The sequence below is a fragment of the Mangrovimonas aestuarii genome, assembly GCF_028767185.1.
Classification (GTDB): domain Bacteria; phylum Bacteroidota; class Bacteroidia; order Flavobacteriales; family Flavobacteriaceae; genus Mangrovimonas_B; species Mangrovimonas_B aestuarii.
This window is the reverse complement of the sequence record NZ_JARACK010000009.1, coordinates 121,695-140,879: the sequence shown is the minus strand read 5'-3', so window position 1 is coordinate 140,879 and position 19,185 is coordinate 121,695. Positions and strand designations below refer to the sequence as shown.

The window sequence follows — 19,185 nt, the reverse complement described above, 5'->3', positions numbered from 1 at the left end:
AAAAACTTTTCTTCCCAATCAATGAACGTCGCTTTTTCGCTGGGCGTGCCCCTCTCAAAGCGGCTGCAAATATAAGACCGTTAATCAACAAGGCAAGCTTTTCCTCTCCTTTTTTTGAAAGTATTTTGTTTAATACTGGTTTTAAGCAGTTTATCTAAGTGTTTTTTTTAGCTTCAATTTAGATAACCTTAATTCAAGATTAAATTGACATTTAATAATAAATTAAATAAATTTATAAGACTACTAATCAACACTTTAAATCATGAAATTCAATCTCTCTAAAACTTCAGTTTTATTTCTTATCATTTTTACCGTCCATTTAAACTGTTTTAGCCAAAGCAGTTGCAGTGTATACTACCCAATGGAAGAGGGCATTAATTATGAAATTACACATTATGATAAACATGACAAAGTTGCTTCTATCACCTACAATACAATTAAAGACACTAAAAAGGAAGGAACGAAACAAATTGCAATCATACACACTGTGATTAATGACGAAAAAGGAAAAGAAACTTTAAATACTGATTATGAAATTATTTGCGACGAAAACAATGTTACAATAGATTTAAACTCAATGACAAGTAAGCTTATGGCCTCTAAACTTTCCAGCTCTGAAGTAGAGGCTTCTGTTACTGGAACAAATTCTGTATTTCCTAATAACCTTAAGATTGGCCAATCTTTGCCTGATGCAGAAATGAACATGGATGTAAAGACAGAGTCTATGAACATGAACTTTAATGTGCACACTACAAATAGAAAAGTTACTGGAGAAGAAAAGGTCACTACACCTGCAGGCACATTTGATTGCATCATTATAACATCTGAAACGGAATCTAAAATGATGATTACGAAAAAAACTACAAAAAAAATGTGGCTTGCAAAAGGAATCGGCCTTGTAAGGCAAGAAGAATACAACAAAAAAGGAGAGCTAGTCGCTAAACAAATACTCACTTCATTTAAAAACTAACTCTCATCTTTCTATTTTAATAACCTCTATATTGAGGTGCTTTTTCGCCTTTCATTCTTAAAGTCGTTATAGCCTGCCCTCTATGGTGGGTAATATGATCCCTTAAAAACAGGAAGGCCTCTTTTTTAGTTAGTGTTGGTTTTGCAGGATCAAACATTACCACAAAAGTTTCATCCAGTTGCTTTTGGTCCATACTTTTTAATGTACTTATGGCATCATCAAAGGCATTATTAAGTGTTTCAATACATTTCTCTTTAGATGTACCAACATCTTTAACCATTTTTTCTCCAGCTTCTGGATCCATTTTAAGGTCTTCACCCTTTACAAAAACTCCTAGTAAGAACTTTGTGGACATTCCTATATGCGCCATCTGCTCTCCAAAAGACCTAACATCTTCGGTTGGTCTGAATGTATAATTTTCAGCAGGCATAGCCTCTGCAACTTCAAGAGTATAAGCCCTTGCATGCTCTAGAACCATTGTAAATGATTCTGAAAATTCCTCTTCAGACTTTACCGTCTCCTTATGGGTAGTAAACGCTACAACGCTAAGCAGTAACAACCCAGCAACAATGTAAGTAACCGATTTTTTCATCTTGCTTCCGATTTAAATTAATATTACCATACAATGACATTTAGCGTCATTATATCAAATTCGTCACAAACACAAGCAGATTTAATTGTGGCAAATGAAGCAAGTTAATACTATCGCTAATTTACAAATTATACGGCAAAAAAACATCACTTCCCCACTCACAAACATATATTATGAACAAGGCACCCAAACATTAGTTCAATAAAACTATACTAGTTTTTCACTAAAATAATAATAATTGACTTAACAAATCAAGAAATCAAAAAACTACCGTCATACAATCACAAGTCTCTGTCACAGGCCCATCTTCATCAACAAATGCATAGGGCCCTTCCAAGATCATCCAGAAAAAATACTCTGTCACATATATCCCCTTAAAACAATCACCTCTTGGCCCAACCCCACAAGCTCCGTAGGTTAATTGTTTACCCATAAATTGTCTTTCGGGTTCTTCCAAGGGCTTTGGGTATTGCTTTATATCATCACCCCCACTGTTATCTTGAAAATAAAAAGTGAAGCTAAAATTCTCACCATCACCCGAAACAGCATTACTTTCTATTTCTTTACAGATATTAGAAAGATAACCATAAGAGTAATCGCCAGTCTCTTTAAAACCGTAAACCAGTATTATTACGATTAAAATTTGCCTCATAACTATTTGGGGGGGGTGTTGCTAATGATTTTATTTACCTACCTTAAGCATTGAAATTATTAAATTGAAAACCTCAAGATAATTAGCAGCTTGCTTTTAAATATATCCTGAACATTATCAATTTATAAACGGCAGTTAAAATAATTTGTCAACGAATTTTCTTTTCGGTAATTGATGGTATCTATTGTGGACAAAGATCCACTTATGCGAGGTAGTATTCTTAACGTAGGTTTCATGATTAGTAGGTTTGGGATTGGGTGTAGCTTTTTATTTAATCATCAAATAATGATTTGTTTACTTTTACATATATAAAAGTACATAATTATTAATTCTATCCTAGTCTTTATGCCTTGATCCTTCTAACCAACTTCTCAACACGTTTTATATCCTCAAGACAAAATAGTTTTAAATTTTTAATAAATAGGTTATTACTAGAAATTTCAAGCTCGATTCCTTTAACACCTTCAAACGTTTTCAGGAGTTTATTTAAGTATATAATAGATTCTGATTGTTTAAAGGTAAACACTTCATACCCCTCAATTTTAAAATCAGTATTGAGAACAATCCTATCGAACACTTTTTCGGCAAACGTCTTTTCCCTTAAATAGTAGTGGCCATAATCAGATTTTAATTTTACCCAGAACAAAAGCTGGGTTTCTTCGTACTCGTTTTGCAAATAGACACTTCCCTCCACAATCTTAACCACTGGTAATAGCACAAGACCATCACAATATTCAATTTTAAATACTTTTGAATAACTCCAGTCATCATATTTACTGAGCATCTTCGTTTGTTCCAAAATTTCAATATCTTCCTCCGACAAGTCATAGTTTAAATACGCCTTACTCTCCTTTAAATAATTAAGGGCTCTTACCGCTTCTTTTTCCTCCTCGGTATACAGTTTATCAATTTCACTTTCGGGCATCGTCCTAAATTCATTGTCGTGCACAATCCAATGCCCTGCCGCTGCCTGCTCCAAGGTCATTTTTGTTCCAGTTTCAGGATCAATCAAATACTCATCTGCTAAACTTTCTTTTAGTTTTTTATCGTATTCTCTTTCTTTCACACTAGGTTTAAGAATCCAAAAAACAAGCCCTATTATACCTGCTATTAAGAATATTTCAAAGAATAGCATCATCTGAATATTTTATGTCGCTAAAATACAAAACCCCATCCAACGTAAGAAAAACTTTGTTAAAAAACTTACTGTAATTTTCAACTTATAATCCCTACTTTACAACTATCATCTTAAGATAAAATGAGACTTTTGGCTTTTTCTTATTAAAGTCTTTTAAAAAATTCCTGTATATTGTAATAACAAGTTTATCCTATTATCTTTGCGCTTTAACAATATATAAGCTAAAGCATGATACAAATCACATTACCGGACGGTAGCGTAAAAGAGTTCGAAAAGAACGCTACCCCTATGGATGTTGCAAAAAGCATCAGCGAGGGGTTGGCAAGAAATGTAATTTCTGCCAGTTTTAATGGTGAAACAGTAGAAACCGCAACACCATTAACCACCGACGGTACCTTAGTATTATATACCTGGAACGATGCTGAAGGAAAGAAAGCTTTCTGGCACTCTTCTGCCCACGTATTAGCGCAAGCTTTGGAAGAATTATACCCTGGCATTAAATTGACCATTGGTCCAGCCATTGACAATGGATTCTATTACGATGTTGACTTTGGAGAACACACTGTAAGTGACAAAGACTTTAAGCGTATTGAAGATAAAATGTTGGAGATTGCCCGTGGTAAGCACGAATTTACAATGCGTGCTATGTCTAAGGCAGATGCTTTGGCCATGTACCAAGAAAAAAACAATGAGTTTAAAGTAGAATTGATAGACAACCTTGAAGACGGAACTATCACTTTCTGCGACCACTCAACATTTTCCGATTTATGCCGTGGAGGGCATATCCCAAATACAGGAATTATTAAAGCTGTAAAAATATTATCGGTAGCAGGTGCTTATTGGAGAGGAGACGAAAACAAACCACAGCTTACCCGTGTTTATGGTATTTCGTTCCCTAAACAAAAAGAGCTTAAGGAATACTTAGAGCTTTTGGAAGAAGCTAAAAAGCGAGACCACAGAAAATTAGGGAAAGAACTTGAACTGTTTGCCTTTTCACATAAGGTAGGACAAGGTCTACCATTATGGTTACCAAAAGGAGCTGCACTTCGTGAGCGACTGGAAAGTTTCCTTAAAAAAGCTCAGAAACGTGCTGGTTACGAAATGGTGGTTACTCCTCACATTGGACAAAAAGAGCTATATGTGACTTCTGGTCACTATGCAAAATACGGTGAAGATAGCTTCCAACCTATCCACACACCTAAAGAGGACGAAGAGTTCTTGTTAAAACCGATGAACTGCCCGCATCACTGTGAAATTTACAATCACGCACAGTGGTCTTATAAAGACCTACCTAAACGTTATGCAGAATTTGGTACTGTATACCGTTATGAACAAAGTGGAGAATTACACGGATTAACAAGAGTTCGTGGGTTTACTCAAGACGATGCCCACATTTTCTGTACTCCAGAACAATTGGACGCCGAGTTTAAAAACGTAATCGATTTAGTGCTTTATGTTTTCGGATCTTTAGGATTTGAAAACTTTACTGCTCAAGTATCGGTTCGCGATCCTGAGAATCCAGAGAAATATATTGGCGATGTTACTAATTGGGAAAAGGCCGAGCAAGCAATTATCAATGCAGCCAAAGACAAAGGTTTAAATTATGTAATAGAAACAGGTGAAGCTGCTTTCTATGGACCTAAACTTGACTTTATGGTGAAAGATGCCTTGGGAAGAAGCTGGCAACTTGGAACTATTCAGGTTGATTATAATTTACCTGAACGTTTTAACCTTACATATAAAGGTAGCGACAACGAAACCCACAGACCGGTAATGATTCACAGGGCACCATTTGGAAGTATGGAACGTTTTATCGCCATACTTTTAGAGCATACTGCGGGGAACTTCCCGTTATGGCTTATGCCAGAGCAAGTTATCGTACTGTCAATTAGCGAGAAATATGAAAATTACGCCAAAAAAGTTTTAAATTTGTTGGAAAATCACGAAATTCGCGCCCTAATTGACAATAGGAATGAAACTATGGGTAAGAAAATTCGCGAGGCCGAAATGAAAAAAATCCCATACATGATCATTGTCGGGGAGAATGAAGAAGCCGAAAACAAGGTATCTGTACGTAAACACGGAGGTGAAGACCTTGGTTTATTATCTGTAGATGCGTTTTCGGATAGTATTAATGAAGAAGTAAAACAAACACTAAAGCAATTTTAAGTTTAACACCCTGCTCAGGCAGGCTAAAATTTTATAAGCCATAGCAATACGTAGAAGAAGACATAACTCACCTCGAGTTGTTAAAGAAGATCAGCACAGAATTAACTCTAAGATTAGAGTTGAAGAAGTAAGATTGGTTGGTGATAATGTAGAAGTAGGTGTATACCCTACTAAACAAGCATTAGATCTAGCCGACGAACAAGGTTTAGACCTTGTAGAGATTTCACCAAAAGCCGTTCCGCCTGTTTGTAAAATAATGGATTACAAAAAATTCCTTTACGAACAGAAGAAACGTGATAAGGCTTTAAAAGCTAAGGCAAGCAAGGTAGTTGTTAAAGAGATTCGTTTTGGACCTCAAACCGATGATCACGATTACGAATTTAAAAAGAAACACGCTGAAAAGTTCCTTAAAGAAGGGGCTAAGCTAAAAGCGTTTGTATTCTTTAAAGGTCGTTCTATCGTGTTTAAGGAACAAGGACAAATCCTTTTACTTCGTTTGGCTCAAGATCTTGAAGAATTCGGAAAGGTTGAACAAATGCCAAAATTGGAAGGAAAGCGTATGACTATGTTCATCGCACCTAAAAAACCGAAATAATCCTTTCGTTAGGACATAAAAATAATAAGCGGAATAATAAAAACTAGGAAACACAATGCCTAAAATGAAAACTAAGTCTAGTGCCAAGAAACGTTTTAAGTTGACAGGTTCTGGAAAGATCAAAAGAAAACACGCTTTTAAGAGTCATATCTTAACAAAGAAATCTAAGAAGCGTAAGTTAGCATTAACTCACAGTACTTTAGTACATGACCACGATGTTAACAGCATTAAAGAACAATTACGTTTAAAGTAATCTGTTCCGGTTAAAATTAATTACAAACCCTGGAGTTAGGCCATTTTAATTAATGAGTAAGAGCTAAAGTTAGGCCGCCTGCTACAAAAAAATTTAAATTATGCCAAGATCAGTAAATTCAGTTGCTAAAAGAGCTAGAAGAAAAAAGGTTCTTAAGCAAGCAAAAGGTTACTTCGGACGTCGTAAAAACGTTTGGACAGTAGCTAAAAACGCGGTTGACAAAGCAATGTTATATGCTTACAGAGACCGTAGAAATAAAAAGAGAACTTTCCGCGCACTTTGGATCCAACGTATTAACGCTGGAGCTAGACTACACGGATTGTCTTATTCACAGTTTATGGGGAAACTTAAAGCTAACAACATCGAATTGAACCGTAAAGTTCTTGCCGATTTAGCGATGAACCACCCAGAAGCTTTTGAAGCTATCGTAAACAAAGTAAAATAAGGCGTTAGCCTATTGTATAACATCATTCCGCTTACTAAAAAATCCGATTCTTTCGAATCGGATTTTTTTATTCCCAAAATTCAAGAAATAAGTTTAACTTCTATTTAATAAGCTGCCCTAACAGTTTCATTACATTTGGATTTATGGATTTATCTCAAGTAAAACTCGTAGCCTTCGATATGGATGGCACTTTGCTTAACTCAAAACATGAAGTGAGCAATGAATTTTTCAAACTGTTTGAACAATTGCATCCTCAGGTACATTTCGTTGCTGCCAGCGGTCGTCAACTGCATAGCATTATCTCAAAACTTTCATCTATAAAAGATCAGATCAGCATAATTGCAGAAAATGGTGCCGTTGTTCAAACAGAAGCTAGAGAAGGGATAATAATTGAACCTCTTAAAGTCCCAAAATTGAACACTTTGATTACAACCCTTTTGAAAATTGACAGTGTTACACCAATTCTTTGCGGAAAGAATTATGCCTATGTCGGGAACCAAGCCCCTAATTTTATTTCACTTTTTAAGGAGTATTACAGCTCATATAAAATTGTAGACTCACTATTAAACAGCCAGCCTGAAGATTTGGTCAAGATTGCAATTTACCATCCAACCGATGCAGAAAAGTACATTTATCCAAATGTTAAGCATTTAGAAAGTGAATTATCGGTAAGAGTATCCGGGAGAAATTGGGTAGATATTTCCACTAAGCACATCAATAAAGGTGTTGCTTTGGAAAGAATTCAGAAGGATTATGGATTTACAACATCACAAACCATGGTTTTCGGGGATTATAACAACGATTTGGAAATGTTGCAACAAGGTATTTTTAGCTATGCCATGGCTAATGCTCATAAAAATGCAAAAGACATAGCTCTATTTTCTACCAAAAGCAATGATGAATTAGGTGTGGAGTCTGTTCTTGAAAAGTTAGTAAAAAGTCATGTTAACTACCAAATGCGGTAATAACCAAGCGTCTGCTCTCTCCTTGATTTCTATGTTCACAAAGATAAATGCCTTGCCATGTACCTATATTCAACTTGCCATTACTAATTGGAATTTGAACTGAAACTCCCAATAAAGATGATTTTATATGTGCAGGCATATCATCAGAGCCCTCATAGGTATGTGTATAATGTGGTGCATGCTCTGGCACCAAATCATTTAAACAACTTTCAAAATCGACCCTTACAGATGGATCGGCATTTTCATTAATGGTCAGACTTGCGGAAGTATGTTTAATGAAAACCTGAACAAATCCTATACGGATATATTTAATTTCGGGTAGTACACTAAGAATATCGTCGGTAATTAAGTGAAAACCTCTTTTTAAAGGAGCTAAACTAATTTCTTTTTGATACCACTGCATGGACATGTTAAGTGAATTTAAGTTTTCTGTTTTTTCTTTTTTGCAGCAGGGAATAAAACATTATTAAGTATGAGTCTATAACCAGGAGAATTTGGGTGCAAATCTAATTCTGTTTTTGGATCTCCAACTTTATGTGAATAATCTTCAGGATCGTGACCTCCGTAAAACGTAAAAAAGCCTTTTCCCTTTATACCGTGAATATATTTTGCCTCTCCATTGGTTTTATTCTCACCCATCACCAAAACATTCGATTTGATTTCTTCTCTTGAAAACGAGGTTGTCTGTCCCATAAACCCTTTTACCAAAGCGGTATGATTTTGACACAACATAGTTGGGATAGGATCCCATTTTGCTGAGAAATCCATAAGCGAAAAATAATCAACCTCAGGCATGATTCGGCGTTTACGTGTCATATCTATTGATGAAAACTCATAAATCAAAGGGTTTCGTTCCAATGTAAAATCAGTAAAAGCAAAAGTTTTGCTATAATCTATCTTGCTTTGATAGTTAGGGTCGCTTCCATCCCCGTCAAACATCGGTTCACAAATATCAACACCATTAGCTGAAAGAGCTATATCGAAAGAATCGGTTGCACTGCACATTGCAAACATGAACCCACCTCCTATTACATACTCACTAATCTTTTGTGCTACAGCTAGCTTTTCTTCAGACACTTTACTATAACCCAATTTTGTTGCCAAATCCTCTGCTTCCTTTTTCTCCTCCATATACCAAGCAGCAGTTCTGAAAGCACCATAAAATTTACCGAATTGTCCAGTAAAATCCTCATGATGTAAATGCAACCAATCGTAAAGCAAAAGCTTATCGTTTAAAACTTCCTCATCATAAACTGTTTCATAAGGAATCTCAGCATAACTCAAAGCCATTGTCACAGCATCATCCCAAGGCAACTTACTTTTTGGCGTATAGACCGCAATTTTAGGTGCTTTTTCCAATACCACGGCTTCCATATTTTGACTTGGACTACTTATATCTTCTAGTATCTGCTCTGTCTTAGTATCTGACAACACTTCAAACGACACACCTCTGATCTGACACTCTCTTCTTATAGCTTCACCATCAGGAAGTAGAAAGGATCCACCACGATAATTAAGCAACCATTTTACCTTGAGTTGTTTTTCCAAAGTCCAATAAGTAATTCCGTAGGCCTTTAAATGGTTTTTTTGGCTTTCGGCATCCATTGGAATTAAAATATATGAAGCATAGTTATGCGCCGAAACCAGCAACAGTAGTATGAGCAATATCTTTTTCATACGTTTAAGATACTTAAAAAATAAGCGGACTAAAAACCTTTTAAGTTAATATTAGCTACTAGTTACTCTTTGGCTCCCGATACCAAGTCTGCAATGATTTTTGTGCTTGGGAATTGCTCTAATATTATTTTCATAAACACTGTAATAGGTATAGCCATAATGAGTCCTGGCACCCCCCAGATGAAGCCCCAAAGCATTAACATTACCAAGACAGTAATAACATTTATTGCAAAAGACTTCCCCATAAATACTGGTTCTAAAATAGCACCAAACAAAACTTGGACTCCGGTACATGCCAAAACAAATAACAACCACTGTCCTCCCGTTTGCATTTCAACAATGGCAAAAATTGCCACTAAAATTACAGATATAAAAGACCCCACCATTTGCACAAAATTTATCAAAAAGGCAAAGAGCCCCCAGAATATTGGAAAACTAACGTCAAAATACCAACAGGCGACACTAATACCAATTCCAGTAAGTAAACTTACGAGAAACTTTACTTTTATGAACTTGACTAGATCCTTTTCTATTTTTCTGAAAGTTTTAACCGAAGCGTGTTTGCCCTTTAACAGAGTGGCATTCATCAACTTTTGAACGTTGATAGATTCCCCTAACCACAGTACCACAAAAAAAGCAGTCATTAATATCGAGGTAAGAAAACCACTTAAAGCACCAAAGGTTGTTTTAAAATTAGCAAATGCATTATCCTTATTCACCAACTGAGATAAAATACTTCCCTCTGCATCGAAACTAATCCCTAAAACATCTCTGCTCCAATCTTTAATTAGTGCGATTTTAATTTTAGCCTTCTCCAAAAACAAACCGCCATCTGCAGACATGATTTCCTTACTAGACAACTGTATTAGCTCCCCACCTACTCTAAACGCTAAAGCAATGATTAGAACAACAATTGCTATACTTATATATTTAGGCACTTTCCTTTTATTGAACCACCTCATTAAGGGCAAAAACAATAGAGCAATAAACATTGACGACACCAATGGTATGAATATAAATGAAAGAAGTTTTAGTATATAAAAAACTAAAGGAATTACAATGATTAACAGTAATAAGTTGGTGGTGCGTCTTTGGTCCATAGCGAAGTAATTTTCTTTTTCTGATAGCCTTCAAATTTAAGCTAAAAATGCATTTTAGCCGGCCTAATTCATGGATGTAAATGATAATAAAAAGTTAAAAGCCCCGCAATTGCGAGGCTTTTCTATTGTGGATATTTCAATTAAAATTAGAAAGGCACATCATTGTCATCTGGTTCATCATTCATTGAACTACCAAACGCATCGTGTGGATTAATTTGGGGATAGCCTCCAGACGCCATACCTCCGCCATCATTAGACTCGTTCATTTTACTGTGGAACTCGTATGGTGAATCGAACTCATCCAAGTTGTCGAACTTACCAAGGTGGCCTAAGAACTTTAACCTTATATTTTCAAGTCCCCCGTTTCTGTGCTTAGCTACAATAAACTCTGCCTGTCCTTCTGTTGGAGAGCGTTCCTCATCATCCCACTCTTCAATTTTATAATACTCTGGACGGTAAATAAACGATACAATATCAGCATCCTGCTCAATCGCTCCAGATTCACGAAGGTCACTCAATAACGGACGCTTACTTCCTCCTCGCGTTTCAACAGCACGTGATAACTGAGAAAGTGCAATAACCGGAACATACAATTCCTTAGCCAATGCCTTAAGGTTTCTGGAAATCATTGAGATTTCCTGTTCACGGTTTCCATTGGTAGAACCACCAGCAGTCATCAGCTGAAGGTAATCAATAATGATTAACTTGATACCATGCTGAGATGCCAAACGTCTTGCTTTAGCACGAAGGTCGAAAATGGATAACGATGGGGTATCGTCAATATAGAGTGGCGCTTTTTCAAGCCCTTTTACTTTTACATTTAACTGTTCCCATTCATGTTTTTCCAATTTACCTGTTCTTAATTTTTCGGAAGACAAGCCAGTTTCACTCGAAATCAAACGGGTAATCAACTGTACTGATGCCATCTCCAAAGAGAAGAAAGCTACAGGAATATTTTGGTCTACGGCAATATTACGGGCCATAGAAAGTGTTAATGCCGTTTTACCCATACCAGGACGAGCAGCGACAATAATCAAATCGGAAGGTTGCCATCCAGAAGTCAAAGCATCGAGCTTATCAAAACCAGTTGGTATACCACTTAACCCTTCTTTGTTAGAAATCTCTTCAATCTTCTTTTTCGCTTGGATAACCAAACTTTGGGCAGTTTCACTGGATTTCTTAATATTACCTTGAGTTACTTCATACAATTTAGCTTCAGCATTGTCCAACAAATCAAAAACATCTTTAGTTTCATCGTACGCTTCTTCAATAATTTCCGAAGACAGCTTGATCAAACTCCTTTGAATAAATTTCTGAAGAATAATACGTGCATGGAACTCAATGTGTGCCGAAGAAGACACTTTTTGAGTCAATGAAATCAAATAGAAATCACCACCAACCATTTCGAGCTTTCCATTTTTCTTCAACTGACTTGAAACTGTTAGTAAATCGATAGGTTCACTGTTTTCAAACAACTGGAAAATAGCATCAAAAATGTGTTTATGGGCATCCTTATAAAATGCATCTGGACTTAGAATATCGATAACTTCATCAACCCCTTTTTTATCGATCATCATAGCTCCCAACACAACCTCTTCTAAATCTAAAGCCTGTGGAGGGATTTTTCCTTTTTCAAGGTTAATTATTGTGCTTTTATCTACTTTGTAGCCTTGAACTTGATTTGGTTGCTTCATAAAACTAAAGTAACTAAATAGATTTTATCCTTTCAAAAAAGGTGTTAATGTTTGTTAACTATGAGTTAACATTTCTACTGTTAATAACTTACAATCTTTGTGAATAACCACAAAAAAAATCTGAAAGTCCAGCTTCCAGATTTTTTTTGTATTAAACTTTATACAGAACTATTCTTTATAAACACCCATATTCGAGTATTTATCCATACGTTGGTTTACCAATTCTGCAGATGATAATTTGTTAAGTTCTTCTAGTGTTTTAAGGATACTATCAATAACCATCTTAAATGTTTCTTCACGATCGCTATGAGCGCCTCCAAGAGGTTCTTTAACTATTTCGTCGACAAGCTTAAGCTTTTTCATGTCTTTTGCTGTAAGCTTTAATGCTTCTGCAGCTTGCTCCTTGTACTCCCAGCTTCTCCAAAGAATTGAAGAACAAGATTCTGGAGAAATTACAGAATACCAAGTGTTTTCAAGCATCAACACACGGTCTCCAACACCAATACCCAAAGCTCCACCAGAAGCTCCTTCACCAATAATAATGGTGATAATAGGCACTTTTAAGCGTGTCATTTCCAATATATTTCTGGCAATAGCTTCTCCTTGCCCACGTTCTTCTGCCTCAAGTCCTGGATAAGCACCTGGAGTATCTACAAAAGTTACTACAGGAATACCAAACTTCTCAGCAGACTTCATTAAACGCAATGCCTTTCTATACCCTTCTGGGTTAGACATTCCGAAATTTCTATACTGGCGTGTCTTAGTGTTATATCCCTTTTGCTGACCAATAAACATAAATGTTTGGTCACCAATCTTACCAAGTCCACCAATCATAGCCTTATCATCCTTGACATTTCTATCACCGTGAAGTTCTAAAAATGTATCTCCACAAATAGCCTTTATATAGTCTAAAGTATAAGGTCTGTTTGGGTGACGTGACATTTGTACACGTTGCCAAGGCGTTAGGTTTTTATAGATTTCCTTTTTTGTCTCTTGTAGCTTCTTTTCTATCTGTTTGCAAGTCTCAGTAACATCAACATCACTCTCCTCCCCAATTAGCTGGCACTTAGCTAATTGCTCCTCTAGTTCTTTGATTGGAAGTTCAAATTCTAAATATTCCATGGGAATTTATAGTTTCGTTTTTATTAGCCTACAAATATAAAAACTTTAATCGGCTTCAATGGTTATGCTCTATTTCTTTTTAAAGTCTTTCTATTTTTAATTAATCCATTGAGCATCACAACGGTAATCACAATCCCTGCACCAAAATAAAAATCAACACTCATTTTTTCCTTTTCAGGAAACAGCAGAATGGCAAGAATTATCCCATAAACGGGCTCTAGGTTATAAGTAAGGACCACTGTATACGGACTTATAAAACGCATAACATAAACCGAGGCTATAAATGCATAGGCAGTGCATATACTGGCGAGTATAAATAGATATCCAAAATCGGCATAACTTATTTTAAAAAAATTAGTCGAAAAGCCTTCAGAATAAAACATTAAAAATATACTAATGAAGGCTACGCCACTTATAAACTCATAAAACGAAATAGTAGTAGCATTATATTTTTCCAAAAACTTACCATTCAAAACCGCAAATAAAGATGAAAGAAAAGCTGAAACAATTCCAAGAACAATACCTAAAGCATAATGCAATTCACTATGGGTTATAATAGCAACTCCTGTTATTACTAAAATTCCAAAGAGTATTTCGTACCAAATAATCTTTCGCCTGTAAATTAAGGGTTCTAATAAAGAAGCAAAAAAAGCACCAGAGGAGAACATTGCCAAAGTAATTGAAATGTTTGAAACGTCAATAGCCCCAAAAAAAGTAATCCAATGAAGCGCGATAATGATTCCCGCTCCAGCCAATCTAACAATAGCCGATTTCGGGATTTTAACCTTGGTCTTAGAAAACCAAATGAACATACCCATTAAAACCATGGCTATGGTCATTCTATACCAAACCAAAGGAATAGCCTTAATGGTTATTAATTCCCCTAAAATAGCTGTAAATCCAGCTATAAACACCAAAAAATGAAGGTGTAAATAATTTTTAAGCTTATCGTTTAGCATTATACAGCAAGTAAGCTGCTAAAATACCAAATAAAACATTTGGAAACCATACTGCAATTAGTGGAGAAAAGTCTGACTGTTCTGCCAACACCCCAAAAATCTTATCGAAGAATACAAATACCATTGCGATACATATACCAAAGGCTAGGTTAACCCCCATTCCTCCCCTACGTTTTATCGAGGATACAGCAACAGCAATAATAGTCAAAATGAATACTGAAACAGGCAAACTCCACTTACGATATTTAACCAGTTCATAACGTCCGACATTAGAAGAACCCCGTTTTTCTTCTTTATCAATAAACCTAACCAAATCACCATAAGTTAAGGTTTCTGCGATATATACAACTGGGGTTAAATCCTCTAAATCAAAGGAAAATAATGTATCCTTACTCCGTTCCGATTCTAGAATATCATTACTAGGGCCAACTTTACGCTTAACATAGTCGACGAGCCTATAAATAGAATCTTTTTCTATGAATTTTATAGAACTGGCTGAAATCTTATACGTCAGTTTATCTTCCTCAAAATGCTCCAATGAAAAATTGTACCCAGTATTTGAAGAAGCTCTAAAACTACTTACATATATAAAATCATTGTCGTTTATCTGTCTATAAACGTTTTTGTTATCAGTAACACTATTATTACTCTTAAAGTATTTATAGTAAAAGTCATTGTATCCCTTACTAGCTATAGGAGCCAAGTGCATCCCTAAAAATAAAGCTAAACCAGCAACAATCGAAGCACCTATCATATAAGGCCTCAGAAACCTAGAAAATGACACCCCCGAACTCAAAAAAGCAATAACCTCAGTATTGTTAGCCAACTTAGACGTAAACCATATCACTGAAAGGAATAAAAACAAGGGAAAAAGTAAATGAGCAAAATAGATTGTGAAGTCTAAATAGAACTTAAGCACCTCACCTAATGGAGCTTCCTTCTCTAATATCTTATCAATTTTTTCAGCGAGACTTACTGTTATCCCAATAGGAATGAACAGTAGCAACATTATAAAAAAGGTAAGCAAGTACCGCTTTAATATGTACCAATCTAAAATCTTTAACACACTACAAACGCTTATCCATTTGTTTAACCATCATATCTTTCCAGGCTCTGAAATCCCCTGCTAATATATGTTTTCTAGCCTCTCGAACCAACCACAAATAGAATCCTAGGTTGTGAATAGTTGCAATTTGTTTAGCCAACAACTCATTAACTGTAAACAAATGACGTAAATAAGCCTTACTGTATTCTGTGTCTACAAACGTAATTCCCATTTCGTCTATAGGTGAGAAATTGTCTTCCCACTTTTTGTTCTTTATGTTAATAGTTCCGTGCGCTGTAAATAACATCCCGTTTCTAGCGTTTCTTGTAGGCATCACACAATCGAACATATCTACACCTAGGGCTATATTTTCTAAAATATTAATTGGGGTTCCCACTCCCATTAAATACCTTGGTTTGTCCTCAGGTAAAATAGCACAAACCACGTCGGTCATAGCATACATCTCTTCGGCAGGCTCTCCAACCGATAATCCACCAATCGCGTTTCCTTCTGCACCTGCATTTGCAATATATTCAGCCGATTGCCTTCTCAGGTCTTTATAGGTACTACCTTGTACAATCGGGAAAAATGTTTGACTATATTCGTATTTAAAAGGTACTTTCGCCAAATGGTTTATACAGCGATCCAACCAGCGATGGGTCATATGCATAGAGCGTTTTGCATAATTGTAATCGCAGGGATAAGGTGTACACTCATCGAAAGCCATGATTATATCTGCTCCAATACTGCGCTGAATCTCCATTACATTTTCAGGAGTAAACGTATGGTAGCTCCCGTCGATATGAGATTTGAACTTAACACCTTCTTCTTTAATCTTTCTGTTAGCAGACAAAGAGTAAACTTGGTATCCTCCAGAATCGGTCAAAATGTTTCTGTCCCAATTCATAAACTTATGAAGACCGCCAGCTTTTTCCAGGATTTCGGTTTGTGGCCTTAGGTATAAATGATAAGTGTTCCCTAATATTATATCAGGATTAATTTCATCTTTAAGTTCACGTTGATGAACACCTTTTACAGATCCTACAGTTCCTACCGGCATAAAAATAGGGGTTTCTATTTTTCCGTGATCTGTGGTGATTACACCTGCTCTGGCCTTACTTTGAGGGTCTTGTCCTTTAAGTTCAAATTTCATAAGTCAAAAAAAGTCAACAGTTGGCAAAGATAACCAACAAAAACACACTAGGCCGTTAATAAAATTAAAATTGTTATAATTCCCTTAAAACCATCACAAAGGCTTAAAATCTATTTTGTTAAGGGTTTATAATACACTATTTTTGCACCCAAAATTAACAAACATAAGATGCCAAACACACAACAATTAGAAGATTTAACCATTCAGGTGCGCAGAGACATTTTAAGAATGGTCCATAAAGTGAACTCCGGCCACCCTGGAGGTTCTTTAGGTTGTACAGAATTTTTCGTTGCCCTATACAACGAAATCATGGATCGCAACGAAGGCTTTGATATGGATGGTATTGGAGAAGATATCTTCTTCCTTTCTAACGGACATATCTCACCTGTTTATTACAGTGTATTAGCCCGTGCAGGATATTTTCCTGTTGAAGAATTAAACACTTTCCGTTTAATCGATTCTAGACTACAAGGTCACCCTACAACTCACGAAGGATTACCTGGTGTTAGAATCGCTTCTGGATCGTTAGGACAAGGTATGTCTGTTGCTCTAGGTGCTGCTCAAACCAAAAAGCTAAACAACGACAAGCATTTGGTTTATAGCTTACACGGTGATGGTGAATTACAAGAGGGTCAAAACTGGGAGGCTATTATGTATGCTGCTGGTAATAAGGTTGACAACATTATTGCTACAGTAGACTTAAACGGTCAACAAATTGATGGTTCTACTGATGATGTACTACCTATGGGGAGTGTTAAGCAAAAATTTGAGGCATTCGGTTGGACAGTAGTTGAAATTGAAGAAGGTAACAATATCGAAGCTATTTTAAAAGGAATGGCAGAGGCTAAATCTAAAACGGGGCAAGGTAAACCTGTTTGTGTGTTACTTAAAACCGTTATGGGTAATGGTGTTGACTTTATGATGTATACCCATGCATGGCACGGAAAAGCTCCAAATGATGAGCAATTGGCTATAGGTTTGGAACAAAACCCTGAAACTTTAGGAGACTACTAACATTAGCAAGAATTGAACAAGATGAAAACATATACAAATACAGGCAGCAAAGACACACGTTCCGGATTTGGAGCTGGATTAACAGAACTCGGTAAGACCAACGAAAATGTTGTAGCTCTATGTGCCGACCTTATTGGGTCGCTTAAAATGGACGAATTTAAAGCTAACCACCCAGAACGTTTCTTTCAGGTAGGAATAGCCGAGGCTAACATGATTGGTTTGGCTGCAGGGATGACTATAGGCGGAAAAATTCCTTTTACAGGTACTTTCGCTAACTTCTCAACTGGTCGTGTTTACGATCAAATTCGTCAGAGTGTTGCTTATTCTGGTAAAAACGTTAAGATTTGTGCTTCGCACGCTGGTTTGACTTTAGGAGAGGATGGTGCTACACACCAAATCCTTGAAGATATCGGATTAATGAAAATGTTACCGGGAATGACTGTGATCAACCCATGTGACTACAATCAAACCAAAGCAGCTACACTTGCTATTGCAGAGCACGAAGGTCCTGTTTACCTACGTTTTGGGCGTCCAAAAGTAGCAAACTTTACTCCTGAAGATCAAAAGTTTGAAATAGGGAAAGCTCTTCACTTAATAGAAGGAACTGACGTTACTATTCTAGCTACTGGCCACTTAGTTTGGGAAGCTTTGGAAGCTGCTAAAGAATTAAATGAAAAAGGAATCTCTGCAGAAGTAATCAATATACATACCATAAAGCCTCTTGATGCTAAGGCTATATTAGATTCTGTTACCAAAACAGGATGTGTCGTTACTGCTGAAGAACACAACTATCTTGGAGGTTTAGGAGAGAGTGTTGCTCGTGTTTTAGCCACACACAAGCCAACTCCTCAGGAATTCGTTGCAACTCAGGATACTTTTGGCGAATCTGGAACTCCTGCACAGTTAATGGAAAAGTATGGCTTAAACAGCGCTTCTATTGTAAAAGCAACCGAAACCGTAATAAAAAGAAAATAATTTTTACAGTCTACCGTTTTACCTATAGGAAAAATGATAGACTATGAAAAAGAACAGCATTATAACAATGCTGCTTTTAGGCAGTGCCGCTGCTTCATTTGCTCAAAATGGCAGTGGCTTTGGCCTTAAAGGTGGACTTAATTATGCTGCCAATGGGGATTACTTCGAATCTGTTAATAACAATGCCCTAAACCCTGAAAGAAATCTAGGATACCATATTGGTGTTTTCGGAAAATTAAAGGGAGATTCTTTCTTCTTTAAACCAGAGCTGGTTTTTACGCAAACAAAAAGTGATTACGACAATAATGATTTTGTCATCCAAAAACTGGATGCACCTCTATTAGTTGGCCTAAATGTAGTTGGTTCATTAAACTTTTTCGCAGGACCATCATTTCAATACATAATAGATTCCGACTTTTCTGGAATCACTGTAAACAATATCGAACATGACTTTACCGTTAGCTTAAACTTTGGTATCGGAATTGATTTAAAAAAATTAGGAATAGATTTAAGATATGAACGCGGTTTCAAAAAAAATGAAGTAACCTTTATCAACCAAAACAACATTAGCAATAAAGTGAGCCTAATAGACGCACGAACAGACCAACTTATCTTGAGCTTATCACTACTATTGTAAACAACATTGAATAAAAAAAACGCTGGTAAT

Annotated in this window: 20 protein-coding genes; 9 read left to right on the top strand and 11 right to left on the bottom strand. The window is 36.2% G+C overall.

The genetic code is table 11. The features are described from left to right. Positions 1-262: 262 nt before the first annotated feature. Positions 263-970, top strand: a complete 708-nt coding sequence (locus PWU04_RS12090; protein WP_274476368.1) for a TapB family protein — start codon at positions 263-265, stop codon at positions 968-970. A 16-nt stretch (positions 971-986) separates the two neighbouring features. Here PWU04_RS12090 and PWU04_RS12085 read toward each other — a convergent pair whose 3' ends face one another. From PWU04_RS12085 to PWU04_RS12075, 3 genes are all read right to left on the bottom strand, one after another. After that, positions 987-1,562: a DinB family protein gene (locus tag PWU04_RS12085; RefSeq protein ID WP_274476367.1), complete on the bottom strand. Its 576-nt coding sequence runs from the start codon at positions 1,560-1,562 to the stop codon at positions 987-989. Between the two features lie 259 nt (positions 1,563-1,821). Beyond that, positions 1,822-2,214, bottom strand: a complete 393-nt coding sequence (locus PWU04_RS12080) for a hypothetical protein (protein WP_274476366.1) — start codon at positions 2,212-2,214, stop codon at positions 1,822-1,824. Between the two features lie 343 nt (positions 2,215-2,557). Next, positions 2,558-3,352, bottom strand: a complete 795-nt coding sequence (locus tag PWU04_RS12075) for a hypothetical protein (RefSeq protein WP_274476365.1) — start codon at positions 3,350-3,352, stop codon at positions 2,558-2,560. 228 nt (positions 3,353-3,580) lie between these two features. Between PWU04_RS12075 and thrS the strand changes: the two genes are divergently transcribed. The 5 genes from thrS to PWU04_RS12050 all read left to right on the top strand — a co-directional run bounded on the left by thrS (position 3,581) and on the right by PWU04_RS12050 (position 7,779). Continuing rightward, a complete protein-coding gene (gene thrS / locus PWU04_RS12070) occupies positions 3,581-5,521 on the top strand; it encodes a threonine--tRNA ligase (RefSeq protein ID WP_274476364.1) in 1,941 nt (646 codons plus the stop codon). A 40-nt stretch (positions 5,522-5,561) separates the two neighbouring features. Next, positions 5,562-6,116, top strand: a complete 555-nt coding sequence (infC, locus tag PWU04_RS12065; RefSeq protein WP_274476374.1) for a translation initiation factor IF-3 — start codon at positions 5,562-5,564, stop codon at positions 6,114-6,116. Positions 6,117-6,171: 55 nt separating this feature from the next. Beyond that, positions 6,172-6,369, top strand: coding sequence for a 50S ribosomal protein L35 (gene rpmI / locus PWU04_RS12060; protein WP_112373111.1), 198 nt, complete (start codon positions 6,172-6,174; stop codon positions 6,367-6,369). 100 nt (positions 6,370-6,469) lie between these two features. Then, positions 6,470-6,814, top strand: a complete 345-nt coding sequence (gene rplT / locus PWU04_RS12055) for a 50S ribosomal protein L20 (protein ID WP_274476363.1) — start codon at positions 6,470-6,472, stop codon at positions 6,812-6,814. A 143-nt stretch (positions 6,815-6,957) separates the two neighbouring features. Continuing rightward, on the top strand, positions 6,958-7,779 hold the full coding sequence (locus PWU04_RS12050) for a Cof-type HAD-IIB family hydrolase (RefSeq protein ID WP_274476362.1): 822 nt from the start codon (positions 6,958-6,960) through the stop codon (positions 7,777-7,779). On the opposite strand, the gene PWU04_RS12045 is transcribed toward PWU04_RS12050, so the two are convergent. The 8 genes from PWU04_RS12045 to tgt all read right to left on the bottom strand — a co-directional run bounded on the left by PWU04_RS12045 (position 7,760) and on the right by tgt (position 16,529). Further along, positions 7,760-8,182 carry a secondary thiamine-phosphate synthase enzyme YjbQ gene (locus PWU04_RS12045; protein ID WP_274476361.1) on the bottom strand — a complete coding sequence of 141 codons (423 nt, stop codon included), beginning with the start codon at positions 8,180-8,182 and terminating at the stop codon, positions 7,760-7,762. The genes PWU04_RS12050 and PWU04_RS12045 overlap by 20 nt on opposite strands. A gap of 17 nt (positions 8,183-8,199) precedes the next feature. Then, positions 8,200-9,384 (bottom strand): asparagine synthetase B, encoded by a 1,185-nt coding sequence (locus tag PWU04_RS12040; protein ID WP_406600952.1) that lies wholly within the window; start codon positions 9,382-9,384, stop codon positions 8,200-8,202. 134 nt (positions 9,385-9,518) lie between these two features. After that, complete coding sequence (locus PWU04_RS12035; RefSeq protein ID WP_274476358.1) at positions 9,519-10,556, bottom strand: AI-2E family transporter; 1,038 nt, start codon at positions 10,554-10,556, stop codon at positions 9,519-9,521. Between the two features lie 146 nt (positions 10,557-10,702). After that, complete coding sequence (gene dnaB, locus PWU04_RS12030) at positions 10,703-12,250, bottom strand: replicative DNA helicase (protein ID WP_274476357.1); 1,548 nt, start codon at positions 12,248-12,250, stop codon at positions 10,703-10,705. A 168-nt stretch (positions 12,251-12,418) separates the two neighbouring features. Beyond that, positions 12,419-13,372, bottom strand: coding sequence for an acetyl-CoA carboxylase carboxyltransferase subunit alpha (locus PWU04_RS12025; RefSeq protein ID WP_274476356.1), 954 nt, complete (start codon positions 13,370-13,372; stop codon positions 12,419-12,421). A 62-nt stretch (positions 13,373-13,434) separates the two neighbouring features. Continuing rightward, positions 13,435-14,331 carry a DMT family transporter gene (locus tag PWU04_RS12020; protein WP_274476355.1) on the bottom strand — a complete coding sequence of 299 codons (897 nt, stop codon included), beginning with the start codon at positions 14,329-14,331 and terminating at the stop codon, positions 13,435-13,437. Beyond that, entirely contained in the window at positions 14,318-15,397 is a 1,080-nt protein-coding gene (locus PWU04_RS12015) for an LptF/LptG family permease (RefSeq protein WP_274476354.1), read from the bottom strand. The genes PWU04_RS12020 and PWU04_RS12015 overlap by 14 nt, the downstream gene beginning before the upstream one ends. Position 15,398: 1 nt before the next feature. Continuing rightward, the gene (tgt, locus tag PWU04_RS12010; RefSeq protein WP_274476353.1) at positions 15,399-16,529 is read right to left on the bottom strand and encodes a tRNA guanosine(34) transglycosylase Tgt; all 1,131 of its coding nucleotides are present in this window, start codon (positions 16,527-16,529) and stop codon (positions 15,399-15,401) included. 168 nt (positions 16,530-16,697) lie between these two features. Here tgt and PWU04_RS12005 point away from each other — a divergent pair, with 168 nt between their 5' ends. The 3 genes from PWU04_RS12005 to PWU04_RS11995 are packed head-to-tail and all read left to right on the top strand — an operon-like array spanning position 16,698 to position 19,155. Continuing rightward, positions 16,698-17,543 carry a transketolase gene (locus PWU04_RS12005; protein ID WP_274476352.1) on the top strand — a complete coding sequence of 282 codons (846 nt, stop codon included), beginning with the start codon at positions 16,698-16,700 and terminating at the stop codon, positions 17,541-17,543. A gap of 21 nt (positions 17,544-17,564) precedes the next feature. Continuing rightward, a complete protein-coding gene (locus PWU04_RS12000) occupies positions 17,565-18,518 on the top strand; it encodes a transketolase family protein (protein WP_274476351.1) in 954 nt (317 codons plus the stop codon). A 43-nt stretch (positions 18,519-18,561) separates the two neighbouring features. After that, a complete protein-coding gene (locus tag PWU04_RS11995) occupies positions 18,562-19,155 on the top strand; it encodes an outer membrane beta-barrel protein (protein WP_274476350.1) in 594 nt (197 codons plus the stop codon). Positions 19,156-19,185 lie beyond the last annotated feature (30 nt).